Below are 17,362 nucleotides of genomic sequence, written 5' to 3' on the forward strand. Positions count from 1 at the left end.
TCTTAGCGACAGGTTTTGCTGCTGCTTTTGCTACCGGTTTCTTCGCGACAGGTTTCGCTGCTGCTTTTACTACCGCTTTCTTAGCGACAGGTTTCGCTGCTGCTTTTACTACCGCTTTCTTTGCAACAGGTTTCGCTGCTGCTTTCGTTACCGCTTTCTTTGCAACAGGTTTCGCTGCTGCTTTCACTACTGCTTTCTTTGCAACAGGTTTCGCTGCTGCTTTTACTGGTTTTTTAGCTGCTACTGGCTTTTTAGCCAGAGCCTCTTTCTTCACAGCGGATTTCTTCGCTGCGGCTTTTTTTGTTGCTGTTGCCATTTTGTTTCTCCTTCACGTGATGGAAAAAATCTAGCTCCAAGTTGGAAATCCGACAGCCCCATCGCGATGAGACTGGCGGATTATTCATCGGCGCAATCAAGTGTCTGCTTGCGCTAATGAATTCGGCACCAGCTGAACTGCTCCATCCCCTCATTGATGTAGCACTTCAGCCATTATCGACTATGGGTTTCTCAGTCAAATGATCGTAAGAAACGCCTCGGTCACACCACCTTAAGGCGGCGAACCTAGCCAAAAAACGCCAGCGATTACGCCAACGTCGGTATTCAATTACGTCAAGACTTCTTTCGGAACTTACTGCACCTCGCCAATATGTCGTTGCACGACGCGCGTTACGGCTGCAAAAGAGGTCTGTTTATTTATTCTGGCTAAGGCTTTTGGATTTTCCAAAGAAAAAGCCGCCATGCCCGATTTAGTCGGGATGAGCGGCGACGACAGATAAGATCTTTTCGGTCTTTGACTGTTCATTAAATTGGATTGCTACCTTTGGTTATGCAGCTTTTTTATTGATTGATCGCCGCATCTTCCATCCACCTTGTTATTCTTGTCCGAGACTCTGGAGCCGTTATTCCCAGTTCAATGCACCGCCTGTTTGATACTCAATAACCCGTGTCTCAAAAAAGTTGCGCTCTTTTTTCAGATCGATCATTTCGCTCATCCAGGGGAAGGGATTTTCTTCATGGGGGAACATTGGGTCCAGTCCGATTTGCTGCGCGCGACGATTTGCGATGAACCGCAAATAACCTTTAAACATAGGCGCATTCAAACCGAGTACTCCACGCGGCATTGTATCCTCTGCGTAACGATATTCCAACTCTACCGCGCTTAAAAACAACGATTTAATTTCGTCACGGAATTCTGCAGTCCACAAATGCGGATTTTCCATCTTGATAGTGTTGATCAGGTCGATGCCGAAGTTACAGTGCATCGATTCATCACGCAAAATATATTGATATTGTTCAGCCGCGCCCATCATCTTATTTTGACGACCTAATGCAAGAATCTGCGTAAAACCGACATAGAAGAAAAGGCCTTCCATGATGCAAGCGAAGACGATCAATGAACGCAATAGTTTTTGATCGTTCTCGGTGGTGCCGGTTTTGAATTCAGGGTCCGTCAATATATTGATGAACGGAATTAGAAATTCGTCCTTGTCGCGGATCGACTTTACTTCGTGATACGCATTAAAAATTTCTGCCTCATCTAAACCAAGCGACTCAACAATGTACTGATATGCGTGGGTATGAATCGCTTCTTCAAACGCCTGACGCAACAAGTACTGACGGCACTCAGGCGCGGTGATATGGCGATACGTCCCTAACACGATATTGTTAGCCGCCAGCGAGTCGGCGGTGACAAAGAAACCCAAATTGCGCTTAACCAGACGACGCTCGTCATCCGTCAGACCGTTCGGATTTTTCCACAGTTCAATGTCGCGCTGCATGTTGATTTCTTGCGGCATCCAATGATTCGCACAACCGGCCAGATACTTATCCCATGCCCATTTATACTTGAACGGAACCAGTTGATTGACATCAGTGTGGCCGTTAATGATGCGCTTATCGGCAGCGTTGACACGATGCGTCGTATCGACCGCAGGTTCGGTCGGAGGCATCGCAAGCGGTGCGGGCGTTGAACTTGTTTGTTCATCCCAAGAGAGCATATTTCTTCCTTCAATTTATCTTTTGATTAGCAAGAATGGCTTTAGTTCAGCCGGTCGACTTATCTATTATTACTGCGATTATTTCTGCTGATCGGCACGTCCACATCAGTCTGAACGTGCCGCAGTACTTAGTACATTACCGATACATTATTGGCAGGATTCGCACTCTTCGAAACCCGGATCTCCAGGACGCATCGTGCATGCCGGACCGTCCAGCACAATCTCGTCGGAGGCCGTCGCCGTCACTACTGCCGCAGGTGCAGCAGTAGCATAGCTTGCCATCGCACCGCCGCTGGCACCGCCATCGACCGACACAGCATTCAACGCACCGGTTTTGGTGGTCGATTTTTCAGTGTGGGTAGCGCCAATTGTGCGAAGATAGTACGTCGTTTTCAGACCGCGCAACCACGCTAACTTGTAAGTCTCATCGAGTTTTTTACCCGATGCACCGGCCATATAAATATTCAATGATTGCGCCTGATCGATCCATTTTTGACGACGGGACGCGGCCTCTACCAACCATGACGGCTCAACTTCAAACGCAGTGGCATAAATCGCACGCAAATCTTGCGGCACGCGATCGATCTTGGCCAAGCTACCGTCGAAATACTTCAGGTCAGAGATCATGACTTCATCCCACAAACCGCGCGCTTTCAAATCACGCACCAAGTAAGCGTTGATTTCGGTAAATTCGCCCGACAGATTCGACTTCACATACAGATTTTGGTAAGTCGGCTCGATACAGGCAGACACGCCAATGATGTTCGAAATGGTCGCAGTCGGTGCAATTGCTACGCAATTCGAATTACGCATACCGAATTCCTTGATGCGAGCACGCAAAGAAGTCCAGTCCAGCGCTTCCGACATATCCGTTTCCAGATAACCGCCACGCTCTTCAGCTAGCAACTTGATCGAGTCTTGCGGCAAAATGCCACGATCCCACAACGAGCCACGATATGAACTGTAACGCCCACGCTCTTCAGCCAATGCTGTCGATGCCCAATACGCGTTGTAGCAAACCACTTCCATCGAACGGTCCGCAAATTCAACCGCTTCTTGCGAAGCGTAAGGAATGCGCATCATGTGCAAGCAATCCTGAAAGCCCATAATTCCCAGACCGACCGGACGATGACGCAAGTTCGAATCGCGCGCCTTCTTCACTGCGTAGTAGTTGATGTCGATGACGTTATCAAGCATCCGCATCGCTGTAGTGATGGTTTTTTGCAGCTTGACCGGATCGAGTTTGCCGTCTTTCATGTGCGCTGGCAGATTGACCGAACCCAAATTACAGACGGCGATTTCAGACTCGTTGGTATTCAACGTAATTTCGGTACACAAGTTAGAGCTGTGCACCATGCCGACGTGTTGCTGCGGCGAACGAATATTACAAGGGTCTTTGAAAGTGATCCACGGATGGCCGGTTTCAAACAGCATCGACAGCATCTTGCGCCACAAATCGAGCGCATGAATCTTCTTTGAGGTACGCAACTCACCGCGTGCCGCTTTGGCTTCGTAACCGACGTAGGCGGCTTCGAATGCCTTACCGACTTTGTCATGCAAATCCGGCGTATCGCTCGGTGAAAACAGCGTCCATTCGCCCTTTTCCATGACGCGCTTCATGAACAGATCAGGAATCCAGTTCGCCGTGTTCATGTCATGCGTACGGCGACGATCATCGCCAGTGTTTTTACGCAGGTCGAGGAATTCCTCGATGTCCATGTGCCAGGTTTCCAGATACGCGCACACAGCGCCCTTGCGCTTGCCGCCTTGGTTGACCGCGACGGCCGTGTCATTGACGACCTTCAGGAATGGCACCACGCCCTGAGATTTACCGTTGGTGCCCTTGATATGCGCACCCAGCGAACGTACCGGCGTCCAGTCGTTACCCAAACCGCCTGCGTACTTTGCCAGCAAGGCGTTTTCTTTGATGGCATCGTAAATGCCTTCCAGATCGTCGGACACCGTCGTCAAATAGCACGATGAGAGTTGTGAGCGCAGCGTGCCTGAATTAAACAGCGTTGGGGTCGAGCTCATGAAATCGAAGCTCGACAGCAAGTTGTAGAACTCAATTGCACGCTCTTCGCGGTTAATTTCGTTCAATGACAAACCCATCGCAACACGCATGTAAAACGCCTGCGGCATTTCGATGCGGATATCCTGGATATGCAGGAAATAACGGTCATACAGCGTTTGCAGACCGATATAAGCAAATTGCAGATCGCGTTCCGGTTGCAGCGCCTCTGCCAGTTTTTTCAAATCGAACTGCGCTAGTTTGCTATCAAGCAGGTCTGCCTCAATTCCCTTTTTAATATATTTTGGAAAATATTCAAGGTATTGCGCCGGCGCATCCGCTTGCGTGACTTCTTTGCCGAAGACTTCCTTGCGGATCGTATGCATGAGCAAACGTGCCGTCACCGTGCTGTAGGCCGGATCTTTTTCCATCAACGCACGCGCGGCCAGAATGGCGGACTTGTGCAATTCTTCGACTGGCACGCCGTCGTACAGATTTTTGACGGCTTCATGCAGAATCGCGTCAGCATCAACGTGTTTTTCCAGACCGATACAAGCAGCAGCGATCAAATCACGGACCTGATGCATGTCGAGAACGCGGCGTTGACCATCTTCTGTGACGTACAGTTCAGCGGCAGCAACGGCTGGCGTAGTCGTGAGCAATTGCGCACGCTCTTCCATGCGTTTAGCGCGATACAACACATAGGCACGCGCAACATCGTGCTCGCCGGAGCGCATCAACGAAAGCTCAACCTGATCTTGAATATCTTCGATATGAAAAGTGCCGCCCGTCGGTTGACGACGTACCAGCGCATTCACGACGCTTGAGGTCAACTGTTCAACTAGTTCGCGCACCCGTGCGGAGGCGGCACCCTGCCCACCATTGACGGCCAAAAATGCTTTGGTGACGGCGATTGAAATCTTGGACGGTTCAAAGCCGACCACCGCCCCATTGCGGCGGATGATCCGATAATCGCCAAAACTGACCGGCGCATGTGTGGGAGTAGAGCCAGAACCGGCCTGCGACGATGCGCTACCGAATTCGGCGGAAGATTTAATTGAAATTTCTTGAGTAGATTGCACTGAGCCTCCCGAGCTGAGTTGTCAGACGCGCTCATCGCGCCTGCTGTTAATAACCATTAAAACTATTAGTGAGCATCACTGAAATCATCAGTGACCCTCCGAATTACATACCATACCAAAACGCCAAATCGACTGACGCTGGCATTAAACTTGATCGAATTTAGATAAGGGGGACTGTCCTCAGGCCCATCCAACAGGAATACCAAAACCTTCTTAGTTATGCAGACCAGGTACCTGAAACAGTTAGATGTAGAGATAGCGCTTAAGACCACCAAACACTATATATAGTTTGCGCATCAATATTTGCACTAATTGTAGTACCAAACTTAATCAACTCATAGAATCTTTTTTGCTTCAAACGCAGAAAATTCGATTGACTTCCAGCAGCCTGTCGAACTCAGGGGCAACAGGCTATCAGGTGTCGCACGGGAAGCGCAGTGGCGAGATGGTGTGTGTTTGCGACAGACAGTCCAACCAGCCTTGCTGATATTGCTGCCAGTCGAAAAAAGGCCCCGGATCGGTTTTTCTGCCAGGGGCGATATGCTCATGCCCGCATACGGCAATCAAGCTGTGGCGTGTCTGTAATGCAACAGTCATGCCGCAAAGAGTGGAATATTGCTGCGCGGTGAAACACTCAAAATCAGTGCCTTCAAGTTCAATCCCAATCGAAAAATCATTGCAACGCTCACGCCCCTCAAACGACGACACCCCGGCATGCCAGGCACGGTCGCAAGTCGAGACAAACTGCATCACACACCCATCACGACGAATCAGAAAATGTGCCGATACCCGCAACGGTCGTAATTGCGCAAAGTAGGGATCGGCATCGTAATCCAGACAATTGCCAAATAAATCAGCAATAAATGGCCCACCAAATTGTCCCGGGGGCAAACTGATATTGTGAATCACCAACAGATCAATGCCGCTGCCAGTTGGACGGGCATCGCAGTTTGGCGAGCGCTGGTGACGCACTTCTATCGCATGATGTATCCCTGCCGCCGCGACTACGCACCAACCATCGGCACCGATCTCAACAACCGGGGGAGGACAAGATTGAACTATCGATACAGTCATTGTTGTGTTGTCCGTCATCGCGAATGGGCGTCCGTCATGCTCATTGCTCTTGCTCATAAATCGCCAACCTTTGCATCCGATACCGTAATTGTCGAAAACTTATCCCCAACAATTGCGCCGCTTTGGTGCGATTGAATTGGGTTCGCCCCAATGCTTGTCGGATGATATTACGTTCGACATCGTCCAGATGCATGGGCAGCGAGGGCGGCAATACTGCGTTAATAGTGCTCGGAGCAGGTGAATCGATGATGAATTCCCCCTCCATTACCATGATAGCGGCCACTGCTGCCGCCGATTCTTCCGCGCCGACAGACTCCCGGGACGCATTAACATACGTCCCAGATTCCACAGGCAACAAGCCCGATACTTTCAATGCCAGATCGCACACCTCAATACGGCCATCGTTGGCAAACGCTAATGCCCGCTCAAGAATATTTTCCAACTCCCGGACGTTGCCGGGAAAAGTATAGTTGCGTAACGCTTGCAAGGCCGCCGAGGTTAATACTATCGGCGCGACATTCGCGTCTGTCATTGTCGGCGCTGCCAGTCGCGTCAAAATAACGTCAGCCAGCAAGCCGATATCGTCCAACCGCTCCCGCAAAGGCGGCAAACGTAGCTCAATAACGTTTAAGCGATAGTACAAATCCTGCCGAAACTTACCTTTTTCAACGCACTCGGCCAAATTCTGATGCGTCGCGCTCACAAGGCGCACATCCACCACCTCTTCTGTCGTTGCACCGACTTTGCGGACCCGGCGCTCCTGGATGGCGCGCAATAATTTGACTTGCATCGCCAGCGGCAAGTCGGCCACTTCATCGAGCAGCAACGTACCGCCATTGGCGGCCTGAAAAAAACCATCGCGGTCATCGGCGGCCCCCGTAAATGCCCCTTTGCGATAGCCGAAAAATTCCGCCTCCATCAAATTCTCGGGGATCGCGCCGCAATTGACCGCGATAAACGGCTTGTCAGCGCGCGGACTGAGCGCGTGCAAATCGCGCGCCGCCAGTTCTTTGCCGCTGCCGGACTCCCCGCTAATCGCAATGGGCGCCATGCTGCGCGCCAGCCTTGCAATCTGCACCCGCAAATCCTGCATCGCCACCGACGCGCCGATCAGCCGCAAAGCAGGAGCGCTGGACTTGTTATTGGCAGCACTGCGCACTGATGCGCCAGACGCGCTAATCGCATGCGGCGAACTGCGCTCAGGCGCATTCACGCGTAGCGCAGATTGCACCATCAGGCGCAACTGATCTAGCGCAACCGGTTTCGACAAATAGTCGAACGCACCCGCTTTGAGGGCCATCACTGCGTTTTCCGCGCTACCAAAAGCGGTAATGACCGCAATCGGCGTCATTTTTCCACTGGCGGCAATCTCCTGCACCAGTTCGATCCCAAGGCCGTCAAGCAAACGCATATCCGTCAGGACAAGGGCGTAATCGCGCTGCGCTAAAAAATGACGTGCCTCGGCCAGCGAGGCCGCACTATCGACGTCCAAACCCATTTTGACTAACGCGATTTCCAGTAACTCGCGCAAGTGAGCCTCGTCATCGACAACCAGAATACGGGGTGAGGTCATGGCAATCATTTTTCCGGTCAATGAAGCATTAAGTGAAGAAATAAGTGAAGAATGAAGCGAAATTCAAAGTGGTCCGCGCGCAGAAAAGGCGATCACAAAACAGCCGATTATGTGCTCGTGCGTGTGCTCCTGCGTATGTTCGTGCTCGTACGTTTCATGGCGATATTCATAATCCAGCTTGGCACCATTATTCAAACATAATTCACGCGCCAAAAACAATCCAAGGCCGGTCCCTTTATTTGAGGTCGTATAAAACGGTTCAAATAAATGCGCCCGAATCGCTGGCGTGATGGGTTGACCATCATCTTGAACGTGTAACTCCATACCGCCAGCCACGTTCGTTATCACCTGCAAACGAATACTGTCAGGGCCACCGCTGGCGTAACGCAGTGCATTCGACAGCAAATTCACCAACACCTCGCGCAGGTGGTGTGGATCAAACCAGACGCCATCGGTCGTCGATACATGCAATTGCAGCACGCCCGCCTTCATCATGTTGATCTGTTGAAACTCTTCGGCGATGTCGGCGACCAACGGCCCCAGGCGAATCGGCGCGATTTGGCGCTGGGCCTTGCGCGATAGCGACAGGATATCTTCGATCATCCGGTTAAGGCGCGCCACGTTGTCATCAATAATAGTGAGTAAGCGCACTTGCGTCGGGCTGACGGCCTCTTCAGTTAATAATGTCGCGGCATAAGAGATTGACGATAACGGATTACGCACTTCGTGGGCGATACTAGCCGTCAGGCGGCCCATTGCGGCCAGCTTTAATTGCTGGGCCTGATGTTCAATTTCACTCACATCCTGTAAAAAAATTACCGCCAGATATTCGCTCAGATCCTGGGTTTTCACTGCGGCAAAACGCAATTTAAAATGTCCGGTCAGCTCACCGCCCGCAATTAACCCGCCATGACCTCCACGGTCAGTGTGTTTGATCGTGACCAACATGGGAGAGTCACTCGCCGTGACGTCCGAATCCGTTCCATCGAAAACAGAATCCAGATGCATACCCGCACCCATACCCAAACTCAGCGTCGCGGTCCAGGCAAAAAAAGCCTCTGCAATCGGTTTGAGGGCGGGAAAATCTCCCAGCTTGTAAAGTGATGCATCGGGAATAGAGAGGGTCAGCATTCGTTCAGCGACTGGATTAGCCATCAAAATGGCGCCATCGGGACCGACCACCAATAACCCGTCCCCCATATCCGCCACGGCCATGCGGTTAATCGCCAGTTGGACACGCAAATCCTTGCCGCGCTGATTAGCTAGCTCCTCCTGGCGGATCAGTTTACTCGCCAGACGATTAATTAAAAAGACGGCGAAAAAGAAGGCCGCGCCGGAAAGTCCCGCTTTCAACGTCGTCGTATCGGGCGTTGACTGCAAAATCTGATAGCCACTTTCGCCCAACAGGATAATGGTCACAATCGAGACAAAAAACATCGCCTGCGGCAGCGACGTCAGAATGGCCCCGCCTGCCAGTGGGAATAAATACAGAATCCCCAAACCACTCTTGGCCCCCCCCCGCACCAATGTAGAGGATGGAGATCGCGCCGATATCCATCACAATTTGCACCACTATCTGTAACTTGTAATGACGACGGTAATAGGACGCCAACAAAGTAAATACCATCGCGCAGGCCAGGTAAACAATGCAGGTTTCCAGATAGTTGAAAAATTGCGATAACCCGTTGTCTTTGTTTCCGTTCGCCCCGAGGTACACCAACAATGCCAACGCTACAACAATCCGAGTAATGTTAAACGTTTGCAGCGTGCGCCAAAACGTGATCGGCTTATCCCCCTCCGCCAACATTGCGGACATGGATTCGGGGAGTTGAAAGGGCGACGCCGATGTGGTCATACAGGTCCATCAATATGGTGCGTTAGCTGGCAGCAACATCACTGAGCGTGCAAACGCCGATGCTCTTCGCCGCAAAACACGTGACCGGCATAATCCGTTACCGCTTCGGAGGCCGGAAAATGCAGACCGCAATGGACGCACGCCACCATTTCCTCCACCGGCGGGGATGCTCCTGATAGGGATGAGGGATGCGCACCCTCGGCCGCGCCACGCTGATTATTCTGTTTATTTTGCTTATGCAGAATGTTCTTTTTAGTGCGCTGAAACCAGACGATAACCGCCAGCGCGATGACTAACCAAATAACATATTTCATACCAAGACCCGATGCAGTACCACTTCAAGAACAAAACGACTACCGACATACGCCAGTAATAAAATAGCAAATCCGATCAATGTAAAACTGAGCGCTGTCCGACCGCGCCAGCCTTGCCATTGACGTCCCGCCAGCAGCAAACCAAACAATGCCCATGACAGCATCGTGAAAATAGTTTTGTGATCCCATGTAAAGGCACGGCCAAACAATTCCTCAGAGAACACCACGCCCGACAACACCGTCAGAGTGAGCAATACGAAGCCAAAAGCCACCAAACGAAATAGCAACTTTTCCATTGTGAGCAAAGCTGGCAAGCGGTCCAATGCGGCACCAAACCAGCCCGTATTGAGGCCGCCCGGCCGCGTATGCAGGCGGGACTCTTGTAGCACCATCAGCACAGCATGAAACGCCGCGATCGTCAGAGTGCTATAGGCCAGAATAGAAATGACGATGTGCCATAAAAATATGGGCGACTTACCACTTAAAGAGACCATATTTCCGGGAAACAGCGCAGGCAATATCACCGCCAGCGCAGCAGTAGGCAACACAAGAACGCGTAATCCGTCGAGCGTATAGTTGCGATTCTCAAGCCAATAAGCGGCCACCGACACCCATAACGTCGCCGACAACATCATCGAAAAACCAACCCGCACCTCCTCTGGTCCGACTACATCGTGCCAGAGTGCACCACCATGCACCAACCAACCCACTGCAGCAACCGCGGCAATGGTTTTGCGTTGTTTCGATGGCAATAAAGCGCAACCCAGGTATAACAGTGCTGACAAAATGAATAGATAAGTTTGCATCGTATAAGTTTACAGTAGTCTCCTGTTGCTGGCTGCGAAAGCCTGTAAAGGGAGAGAATTTTTCTTGGAATTTGGCAATCCAGGAGCCTGTCGGAGTCACTCCACCCAACATACGCGACGCTTCCTGAAACGCCTGAATCAGGGATGAAGAATCATACTCTAAGGAAAGCCGCCAACATAGGTCGACCCACGATTTTCAGCAGACGCTCGCCGGATGCGACAAGCAAAGAATTTCCAAACGGGAATTGTTGGGTGTAGCCATGGAAATGTCTTGCAATAGTTGATATAAAACCCATATATCGATGCTTGCTCAAGCTGCCTGTCTCCTGATTTATTCTGCGTATTTTGATCGCCGTCAAAAGCAGGGGTATCGGGTAAAATGGTAGATTATTTAAATGCGTTGTGCCGACTTATTGTCTGCGCAAAATACTTAGGACTTACGCAAAATCGTTCCAGCAAGGCAGACTGACGAAGACAGTACGCAAAGTACGGCTAGGAAGGATAACGCCGCTGGGACGATTTTGCGTAAGTCCTAATACTGTTAGAGCACCAACAAAACGCACGCTGGATATATAACTTTGCAACCGCTGCACCGTTGCCCCTCACTCTCTTCCGAAATCACTGTCACCTATGTTAGACAATCTTACCCAGCGTCTTGCCAAAGTCGTCAAAACCATGCGTGGCGAAGCGCGCCTGACGGAAACCAATACCGCCGAGATGTTACGCGAAGTGCGTTTGGCGTTGCTGGAGGCTGACGTCGCCCTGCCTGCCGTGCGGGAGTTTATCGCCAATGTTAAACAAAAAGCATTAGGCGAAGAAGTCATCGCATCCCTTACACCAGGCCAGGCCTTGGTTGGCGTGGTGCAACGCGAACTCGCCTCCCTGATGGGTGCCGATCTGGGGCCCGAAGCATCGCAACTCAACTTCGCCACACAGCCGCCAGCAATCATTCTGATGGCCGGCTTGCAAGGCGCAGGTAAAACCACCACGGTCGGTAAACTGGCGAAATATCTGCGCGAGCAGAAAAAGAAAAAAGTCCTGACCGTCTCTACCGACGTCTATCGTCCTGCCGCAATCGGGCAATTGAAGACGGTCACCGAGCAAGTCGGCGCTGACTTTTTCCCTAGTCTGGTGACCGACAAACCGGTCGATATCGCACTGGCCGCCCTCGATTTCGCCAAACGTCACTATCACGACGTGCTGATTATCGATACCGCCGGTCGCCTTGGTATAGACGAAGCGATGATGCTGGAAATCACGGCCGTTCACGCTGCCATCAAGCCAATCGAAACCCTGTTCGTCGTCGATGCCATGCTCGGTCAAGATGCCATTAACACGGCCAAAGCGTTTAATGACGCACTGCCGCTGACCGGGATTGTGCTCACCAAACTCGACGGCGATGCCCGTGGCGGGGCCGCTCTGTCGGTGCGACATATCACTGGCAAGCCGATCAAATTTGCCGGTGTCGGCGAAAAACTCGATGGTCTGGAAGCATTTGATCCATCCCGTATGGCCAGCCGCATTCTTGGCATGGGCGACATTATGGCGCTGGTCGAAGAGGCGCAAAAAGGCGTCGACGTCGCAGCCGCGCAGGATCTGGCACAGAAAATCAAAGGCGGCGGCAAGTTCGACCTCAATGATTTCAAGGCACAACTGGGCCAAATGAAGAAAATGGGCGGCATGGCGAGTTTGATGGACAAACTCCCGGCACAATTTCAACAAGCCGCTGGCGGCGCGAACATGGATCAGGCCGAAAAATCGGTCCGCCGCATGGAAGGAATGATTAACGCCATGACCGCACAAGAGCGCTCCAAGCCAGAGTTGATCAAAGCCTCCCGCAAACGCCGGATCGCGACCGGCTCTGGCGTCCAGGTGCAAGAAGTCAATCGCATGCTGTCGCAATTCGACCAAATGCAATCGATGATGAAAAAGCTCAAAGGCGGCGGGATGATGAAAATGATGCGCAGTATGAAAGGCATGATGCCGGGCATGAAATAAATTTATGCCACATTTTTGGTCGCAAAGATGTGGCCGGATACTGCATGACAGCTTGGAACCTGAAACGGTTTGCGAATCACGGGATGCGTCTGTCATGCATTTATCATGCAACGCAAACCTATTTTTGCCTCCCAAAGTGCGATGAAAAGGTGATGTATTTGCATGCACCTGAACATCGTTCATAAATTCCTGCAAAACCCATAAAAAACACTTGCGTCACTGGGGAAACCCCACCACTATGGGCGATGCGTGATTGACGCATTTTCCACACTCTCTTCGTCAAGGAGGCTTAAAGATGGCCACAGCAAAAAAACCAGTAGTTGCAGAAAAAAAACCTGCAGCCAAACCGGCAGTAAAAAAAGTTGCAGCAGCAAAAGAAGTTGCAGTTAAACCAGCACGTGCGCCTAATGCAGCATTCATGAAGGCAATGATGCCATCGGCTGTTCTGGCTGCCGTCGTTGGCGCAGCACCGCTGCCACGCACTGAAGTTACCAAGAAAGTTTGGGAATACATCAAGAAGCACGATCTGCAAAACCCGGCAAACAAGCGCAACATCCTTGCAGATGACAAGTTGAAAGCTGTCTTTGGCGGCAAAGCAGAAGTGTCTATGTTTGAAATGACCAAGCTCATTTCTGACCACTTGAAGAATGTTTAAGCTCTGACCTCGCGCCAGATGACTTAAGTGCCAAACAAAAACGCCCGCGCAATGCGGGCGTTTTTGTGTTTACGGCTTCCTATTACCTTACCGCGACATCAGCTCTGATCGGAACCGGATTAAACTCCCAACGCTTCCACGCAGCCTGCACCGCATTCGGATATTCTGGCCGACCCCGGCTACCGTTATAACGGCCCAGCGCCAAATAGAGATTGCCCTTTTCCATATCAAGATACATCCGCAAAATCGCGCAGCCGTAACGCAAATTTGTTTGGATATCGAATAACTTACTCCGATCAGCATCGCCAATGACGCGCGTCCAAAATGGCATTACCTGCATCAGACCCTGCGCACTAACGTTGGACATGGCATATTTACGAAATGCTGACTCAACCTGAATCAAGCCCAATACCAATGCCGGATCCAGCCCTGCACGTTTGGATTCGTACCACGTTGTTTCCAAAAATTCAGTACGCATCTGGGCATCGGGAAACTTCTTTTTGAGACGCTCCGACATCTCCACCCGCCAATACAGATACTGAATGCGTTGATTGATATCGGCGAACTGCGGCTTGGGTGGCCGCGTGTCATTAATCGCACGCGATAACGCAAGCCGTACCGAATCCGCCATGGCCTCTTCTTTCTGATTGCCGGCATGCGCCACGCTGCTTGCAAGAAGCAACACAACGGCCATCATAGGAAAAACCCGATCAATCAAACGCAAGCGAACTCCTCGAAAAATACCGGTTGCATCCATTATTTCCCGAGGAAATACCTCGCAAATAAGCAAGCAGCCAGATCAGGCAGCTAAGCGCGCCTGGACAAAACTCACAATCTCAGCCAATGGCACGCTAGTGGCCTCTGTATCGCGACGCCCCTGATATTCGAGCTGCCCATCTTTGAGTCCACGGTCACCGATGACGACACGATGCGGCACGCCAATGAGTTCCCAATCGGCAAACATGGCACCCGGACGTTCACCGCGATCATCCAAAATGACATCAATGCCTGCGACCTGCAATGCCGCGTAGAGGTTATCCGTTTCAAGCTTGACCGCTTCACTGCGGTCATAGCCCATCGGACACAGCACGACTTCAAACGGAGCGATAGCGAGGGGCCAGATAATGCCCTTGTCATCGAAGTTTTGCTCAATGGCCGCACCTAAAATCCGCGTGATGCCGATACCGTAGCAGCCCATTTGCAATGGCTGCGGCTTTTGATTTTCATCCAGGAAAGTAGCGTTCATCGCCTCCGAATAGGCAGTGCCGAGTTGAAACACATGACCGATTTCAATCCCGCGCTGAATCGCCAAAACGCCTTTGCCATCCGGCGATTGATCGCCTTCGACAACATTGCGAATATCGGCTACCAGCGGCTCGGGCAAATCGCGCCCCCAATTGACGCCCGTCAAATGGAAATCCACTTCGTTTGCGCCGCAGACAAAATCATGCATGTTAGCGACGGTGCGATCGGCTACAACAGTGATCGGCTTTTTGGTGTTGACTGGCCCCAGATAACCCGGTGGCGTACCGAACCATTCAACGATTTCTTCTTCGGTTGCAAAACGATATCCGGTCAGGCCCGGGATATTGTTGGCCTTGATTTCATTAAGCACATGATCGCCGCGCAACATCAATAACCAGACTTGTTTAGAAGCAGCCTGCGTCTCGGTCGCCGCTTTTTCAACTGTCAGCACGATCGATTTGATGGTGGCGCTCAAAGGAATATTGAGCAGTTCAGCGACCGCTTCACACTTGGCTTTGCCGGGCGTTGCGGTTTTGGTCATGACTTGCGTTGCCGCACCACGACTGGCGTCAACCGGCAGCGCTTCGGCCGCCTCCATGTTTGCAGCGTATTCAGAGGTCGGGCAATACACAATCGCGTCTTCGCCAGTCGCAGCAATCACGTGAAACTCGTGGGAACCGGTGCCGCCAATGGCACCGTTATCGGCTGCGACGGGGCGAAATTGCAACCCGAAGCGATTGAAAATCCGAATATAAGCGTCGTACATAATTTGATACGACTTTTTCAGACCATCCAAATCGCGGTCAAACGAATAAGCATCCTTCATCGTAAACTCACGACCACGCATCAAACCAAAACGCGGACGGCGCTCGTCACGGAATTTAGTCTGAATATGATAAAAATTCACAGGCAGTTTGCGATAAGAACGCAGTTCAGTGCGGGCAATATCGGTCATCACCTCTTCAGAAGTTGGCTGAATAATGAAGTCGCGACCATGGCGGTCTTTCACGCGCATCAGTTCATCGCCGTATTTTTGCCAACGACCGGTTTCCTGCCAGAGCTCAGCCGGTTGCACAACAGGCATCAACAACTCAACCGCACCGGAACGATTCATTTCTTCGCGCACAATGTTTTCGACCTTGCGAATGACGCGCAAGCCCATCGGCATATAGGTATAAATACCCGAGCCGAGGCGTTTAATCATGCCAGCGCGCATCATTAATTTATGGCTGACGATTTCGGCGTCAGATGGAGCTTCTTTAAGAGTCGATACAAAAAAACGGGAGGCGCGCATAACGGTGAATTCTTTTTAAAAAGAGAGGGTTATAATCGACTCAATTTTAAAGGATTAGCTGGCTGATGCGCCCACTCATTGCACAATTGATTGATGTTCAAGCCGATTTCATATCCGGCGAGGACTTGTTGCGCGTTAATTTAGCAATAAATTCGACACGTGAACAAATTGGCATGGGGACCATCTAGTCGCAGAAAGTTTTGAGGTCATACTATGCTGGACCGTGAAGGCTTCCGCCCTAACGTCGGCATCATTTTGCTTAACACTCAGAATGAAGTCTGGTGGGGTAAGCGCGTACGTGAACATTCGTGGCAATTTCCACAAGGTGGTATTAAATACGGCGAAACACCGGAGCAGGCAATGTTTCGCGAGCTCGAAGAGGAAATCGGTCTCAAAGCGGAGCACGTCAAAATCGTTGGTCGGACCCGCGACTGGCTGCGCTATGAGGTACCGGACCACTTTATTAAACGCGATATTCGCGGGCATTATCGTGGGCAAAAACAAATCTGGTTTCTGCTGCGGATGACAGGACGCGACTCCGATGTCAACTTGCGTTTGACTGAGCACCCTGAGTTTGATGCCTGGCGCTGGCACGATTACTGGGTTCCGCTCGATGTAGTGATCGAATTCAAACGCGATGTCTATCAGCGCGCCTTGCAGGAATTATCAAGGTTCTTAACCCGCCCATTGCACAATCCAGTACGCCCGCGTCATTTGCGCTGCGCACCGGATGCTGAGTGCGAGTCAGAGATACCCACTATATGTGTTGCAACTGCGGCAACTGAGGCCATTGCGCCAACTGAACCGAATATCGATAAGGAGTAAGTTTTTTCATGTCTTTCAAGCGTATTTTTTTACCATCCAACTTCAGCAAATTTGTTGCCGTTACTGCGCTGCTCTTTTCCGCAGTAACCCATGTCCATGCCGCGTCCGACCCCGGTCCCGGCTTTGATGATGACTTTGACGAAGAAGTAAAGACCTGGCAAGAGCTCGCGGTCAAGCTCCCGCCTCAGCCCATCGCTGAGAATTTGGTATCGTTCTATGTCAGTCCGACGACGACCATGACATTCGCCATTGATGTCAATTCCATCTCTGTCGGTACCGATGGCGTGGTCCGCTACACACTCATTGGCACCAGTAGCGGCGGCGCTGAGAACATTAGCTATGAAGGTATCCGCTGCCAAACCGCCGAAAGAAAATTGTATGCATTCGGCCATAAAGACGGGAATTGGTCGCGTGCACGCCTGAGTACCTGGCAGCGGATCAGCGAGTCAGGGGGAAATCGCCAACATGCGGCATTGTTCAAGGATTTTCTATGTCAGGATGGGACTATCGCTGGCAAGGTGACTGATATACAAAAGCGTGTTCGGAATAATCGCCCAATTAAACCGGGCAGCTAAGAAACGCAGAGACGAAAAAACAAAAGCCGCTATGGTTTCCATAGCGGCTTTTTTACAA

At 51.2% G+C, this 17,362-nt stretch carries 14 protein-coding genes and 1 pseudogene; 4 read left to right on the top strand and 11 right to left on the bottom strand.

The window, feature by feature from the left end:
• The 9 genes and pseudogenes from ACVBEF_RS11640 to ACVBEF_RS11680 form a co-directional block, all read right to left on the bottom strand.
• The coding region (locus ACVBEF_RS11640; protein WP_447124109.1) for a hypothetical protein at positions 1-316 on the bottom strand (316 nt) is incomplete at its 3' end.
• A gap of 583 nt (positions 317-899) precedes the next feature.
• The gene (locus ACVBEF_RS11645) at positions 900-1,997 is read right to left on the bottom strand and encodes a ribonucleotide-diphosphate reductase subunit beta (RefSeq protein WP_447124110.1); all 1,098 of its coding nucleotides are present in this window, start codon (positions 1,995-1,997) and stop codon (positions 900-902) included.
• Positions 1,998-2,144: 147 nt separating this feature from the next.
• Entirely contained in the window at positions 2,145-5,090 is a 2,946-nt protein-coding gene (locus ACVBEF_RS11650; protein ID WP_447124111.1) for a ribonucleoside-diphosphate reductase subunit alpha, read from the bottom strand.
• A gap of 414 nt (positions 5,091-5,504) precedes the next feature.
• Positions 5,505-6,164 (bottom strand): 1,6-anhydro-N-acetylmuramyl-L-alanine amidase AmpD, encoded by a 660-nt coding sequence (gene ampD / locus ACVBEF_RS11655; RefSeq protein ID WP_447124138.1) that lies wholly within the window; start codon positions 6,162-6,164, stop codon positions 5,505-5,507.
• Between the two features lie 40 nt (positions 6,165-6,204).
• Positions 6,205-7,737: a sigma-54-dependent transcriptional regulator gene (locus ACVBEF_RS11660; protein WP_447124112.1), complete on the bottom strand. Its 1,533-nt coding sequence runs from the start codon at positions 7,735-7,737 to the stop codon at positions 6,205-6,207.
• Positions 7,738-7,800: 63 nt separating this feature from the next.
• Positions 7,801-9,174, bottom strand: coding sequence for a sensor histidine kinase (locus tag ACVBEF_RS11665; protein ID WP_447124113.1), 1,374 nt, complete (start codon positions 9,172-9,174; stop codon positions 7,801-7,803).
• 118 nt (positions 9,175-9,292) lie between these two features.
• Positions 9,293-9,592, bottom strand: a pseudogene (locus ACVBEF_RS11670) (hypothetical protein); the annotation flags it as partial.
• Between the two features lie 38 nt (positions 9,593-9,630).
• The gene (locus ACVBEF_RS11675) at positions 9,631-9,906 is read right to left on the bottom strand and encodes a PP0621 family protein (RefSeq protein WP_447124114.1); all 276 of its coding nucleotides are present in this window, start codon (positions 9,904-9,906) and stop codon (positions 9,631-9,633) included.
• A complete protein-coding gene (locus ACVBEF_RS11680; protein WP_447124115.1) occupies positions 9,903-10,712 on the bottom strand; it encodes a cytochrome C assembly family protein in 810 nt (269 codons plus the stop codon). The genes ACVBEF_RS11675 and ACVBEF_RS11680 overlap by 4 nt, the downstream gene beginning before the upstream one ends.
• A gap of 630 nt (positions 10,713-11,342) precedes the next feature.
• On the opposite strand from ACVBEF_RS11680, the gene ffh reads away from it, so the two are divergent.
• Both ffh and ACVBEF_RS11690 read left to right on the top strand, forming a co-directional pair.
• Positions 11,343-12,710 carry a signal recognition particle protein gene (gene ffh / locus ACVBEF_RS11685; RefSeq protein WP_447124116.1) on the top strand — a complete coding sequence of 456 codons (1,368 nt, stop codon included), beginning with the start codon at positions 11,343-11,345 and terminating at the stop codon, positions 12,708-12,710.
• A gap of 295 nt (positions 12,711-13,005) precedes the next feature.
• Entirely contained in the window at positions 13,006-13,365 is a 360-nt protein-coding gene (locus tag ACVBEF_RS11690) for an SWIB/MDM2 domain-containing protein (protein WP_447124117.1), read from the top strand.
• A gap of 82 nt (positions 13,366-13,447) precedes the next feature.
• Here the strand turns inward: ACVBEF_RS11690 and ACVBEF_RS11695 are convergent, their stop codons facing one another.
• Both ACVBEF_RS11695 and ACVBEF_RS11700 read right to left on the bottom strand, forming a co-directional pair.
• Positions 13,448-14,062, bottom strand: coding sequence for a lytic transglycosylase domain-containing protein (locus tag ACVBEF_RS11695; RefSeq protein ID WP_447124139.1), 615 nt, complete (start codon positions 14,060-14,062; stop codon positions 13,448-13,450).
• Between the two features lie 102 nt (positions 14,063-14,164).
• Entirely contained in the window at positions 14,165-15,904 is a 1,740-nt protein-coding gene (locus ACVBEF_RS11700) for a proline--tRNA ligase (RefSeq protein WP_447124118.1), read from the bottom strand.
• 213 nt (positions 15,905-16,117) lie between these two features.
• Between ACVBEF_RS11700 and ACVBEF_RS11705 the strand changes: the two genes are divergently transcribed.
• Both ACVBEF_RS11705 and ACVBEF_RS11710 read left to right on the top strand, forming a co-directional pair.
• Positions 16,118-16,729 carry an RNA pyrophosphohydrolase gene (locus ACVBEF_RS11705; RefSeq protein WP_447124119.1) on the top strand — a complete coding sequence of 204 codons (612 nt, stop codon included), beginning with the start codon at positions 16,118-16,120 and terminating at the stop codon, positions 16,727-16,729.
• Between the two features lie 8 nt (positions 16,730-16,737).
• Entirely contained in the window at positions 16,738-17,304 is a 567-nt protein-coding gene (locus ACVBEF_RS11710) for a CNP1-like family protein (protein WP_447124120.1), read from the top strand.
• The last annotated feature ends 58 nt before the right edge of the window (positions 17,305-17,362 follow it).

The sequence above is a fragment of the Glaciimonas sp. GG7 genome (assembly GCF_052976905.1).

Coding starts and splice junctions, on each gene's coding strand:
- ACVBEF_RS11645 (WP_447124110.1), bottom strand. CDS start 1,997: ATGCTCTCTTGGGATGAACAAACAAGTTCAACGCCCGCACCGCTTGCG.
- ampD (WP_447124138.1), bottom strand. CDS start 6,164: ATGACTGTATCGATAGTTCAATCTTGTCCTCCCCCGGTTGTTGAGATC.
- ACVBEF_RS11660 (WP_447124112.1), bottom strand. CDS start 7,737: ATGACCTCACCCCGTATTCTGGTTGTCGATGACGAGGCTCACTTGCGC.
- ACVBEF_RS11665 (WP_447124113.1), bottom strand. CDS start 9,174: ATGTTTTTTGTCTCGATTGTGACCATTATCCTGTTGGGCGAAAGTGGC.
- ACVBEF_RS11675 (WP_447124114.1), bottom strand. CDS start 9,906: ATGAAATATGTTATTTGGTTAGTCATCGCGCTGGCGGTTATCGTCTGG.
- ACVBEF_RS11680 (WP_447124115.1), bottom strand. CDS start 10,712: ATGCAAACTTATCTATTCATTTTGTCAGCACTGTTATACCTGGGTTGC.
- ffh (WP_447124116.1), top strand. CDS start 11,343: ATGTTAGACAATCTTACCCAGCGTCTTGCCAAAGTCGTCAAAACCATG.
- ACVBEF_RS11690 (WP_447124117.1), top strand. CDS start 13,006: ATGGCCACAGCAAAAAAACCAGTAGTTGCAGAAAAAAAACCTGCAGCC.
- ACVBEF_RS11695 (WP_447124139.1), bottom strand. CDS start 14,062: ATGATGGCCGTTGTGTTGCTTCTTGCAAGCAGCGTGGCGCATGCCGGC.
- ACVBEF_RS11700 (WP_447124118.1), bottom strand. CDS start 15,904: ATGCGCGCCTCCCGTTTTTTTGTATCGACTCTTAAAGAAGCTCCATCT.
- ACVBEF_RS11705 (WP_447124119.1), top strand. CDS start 16,118: ATGCTGGACCGTGAAGGCTTCCGCCCTAACGTCGGCATCATTTTGCTT.
- ACVBEF_RS11710 (WP_447124120.1), top strand. CDS start 16,738: ATGTCTTTCAAGCGTATTTTTTTACCATCCAACTTCAGCAAATTTGTT.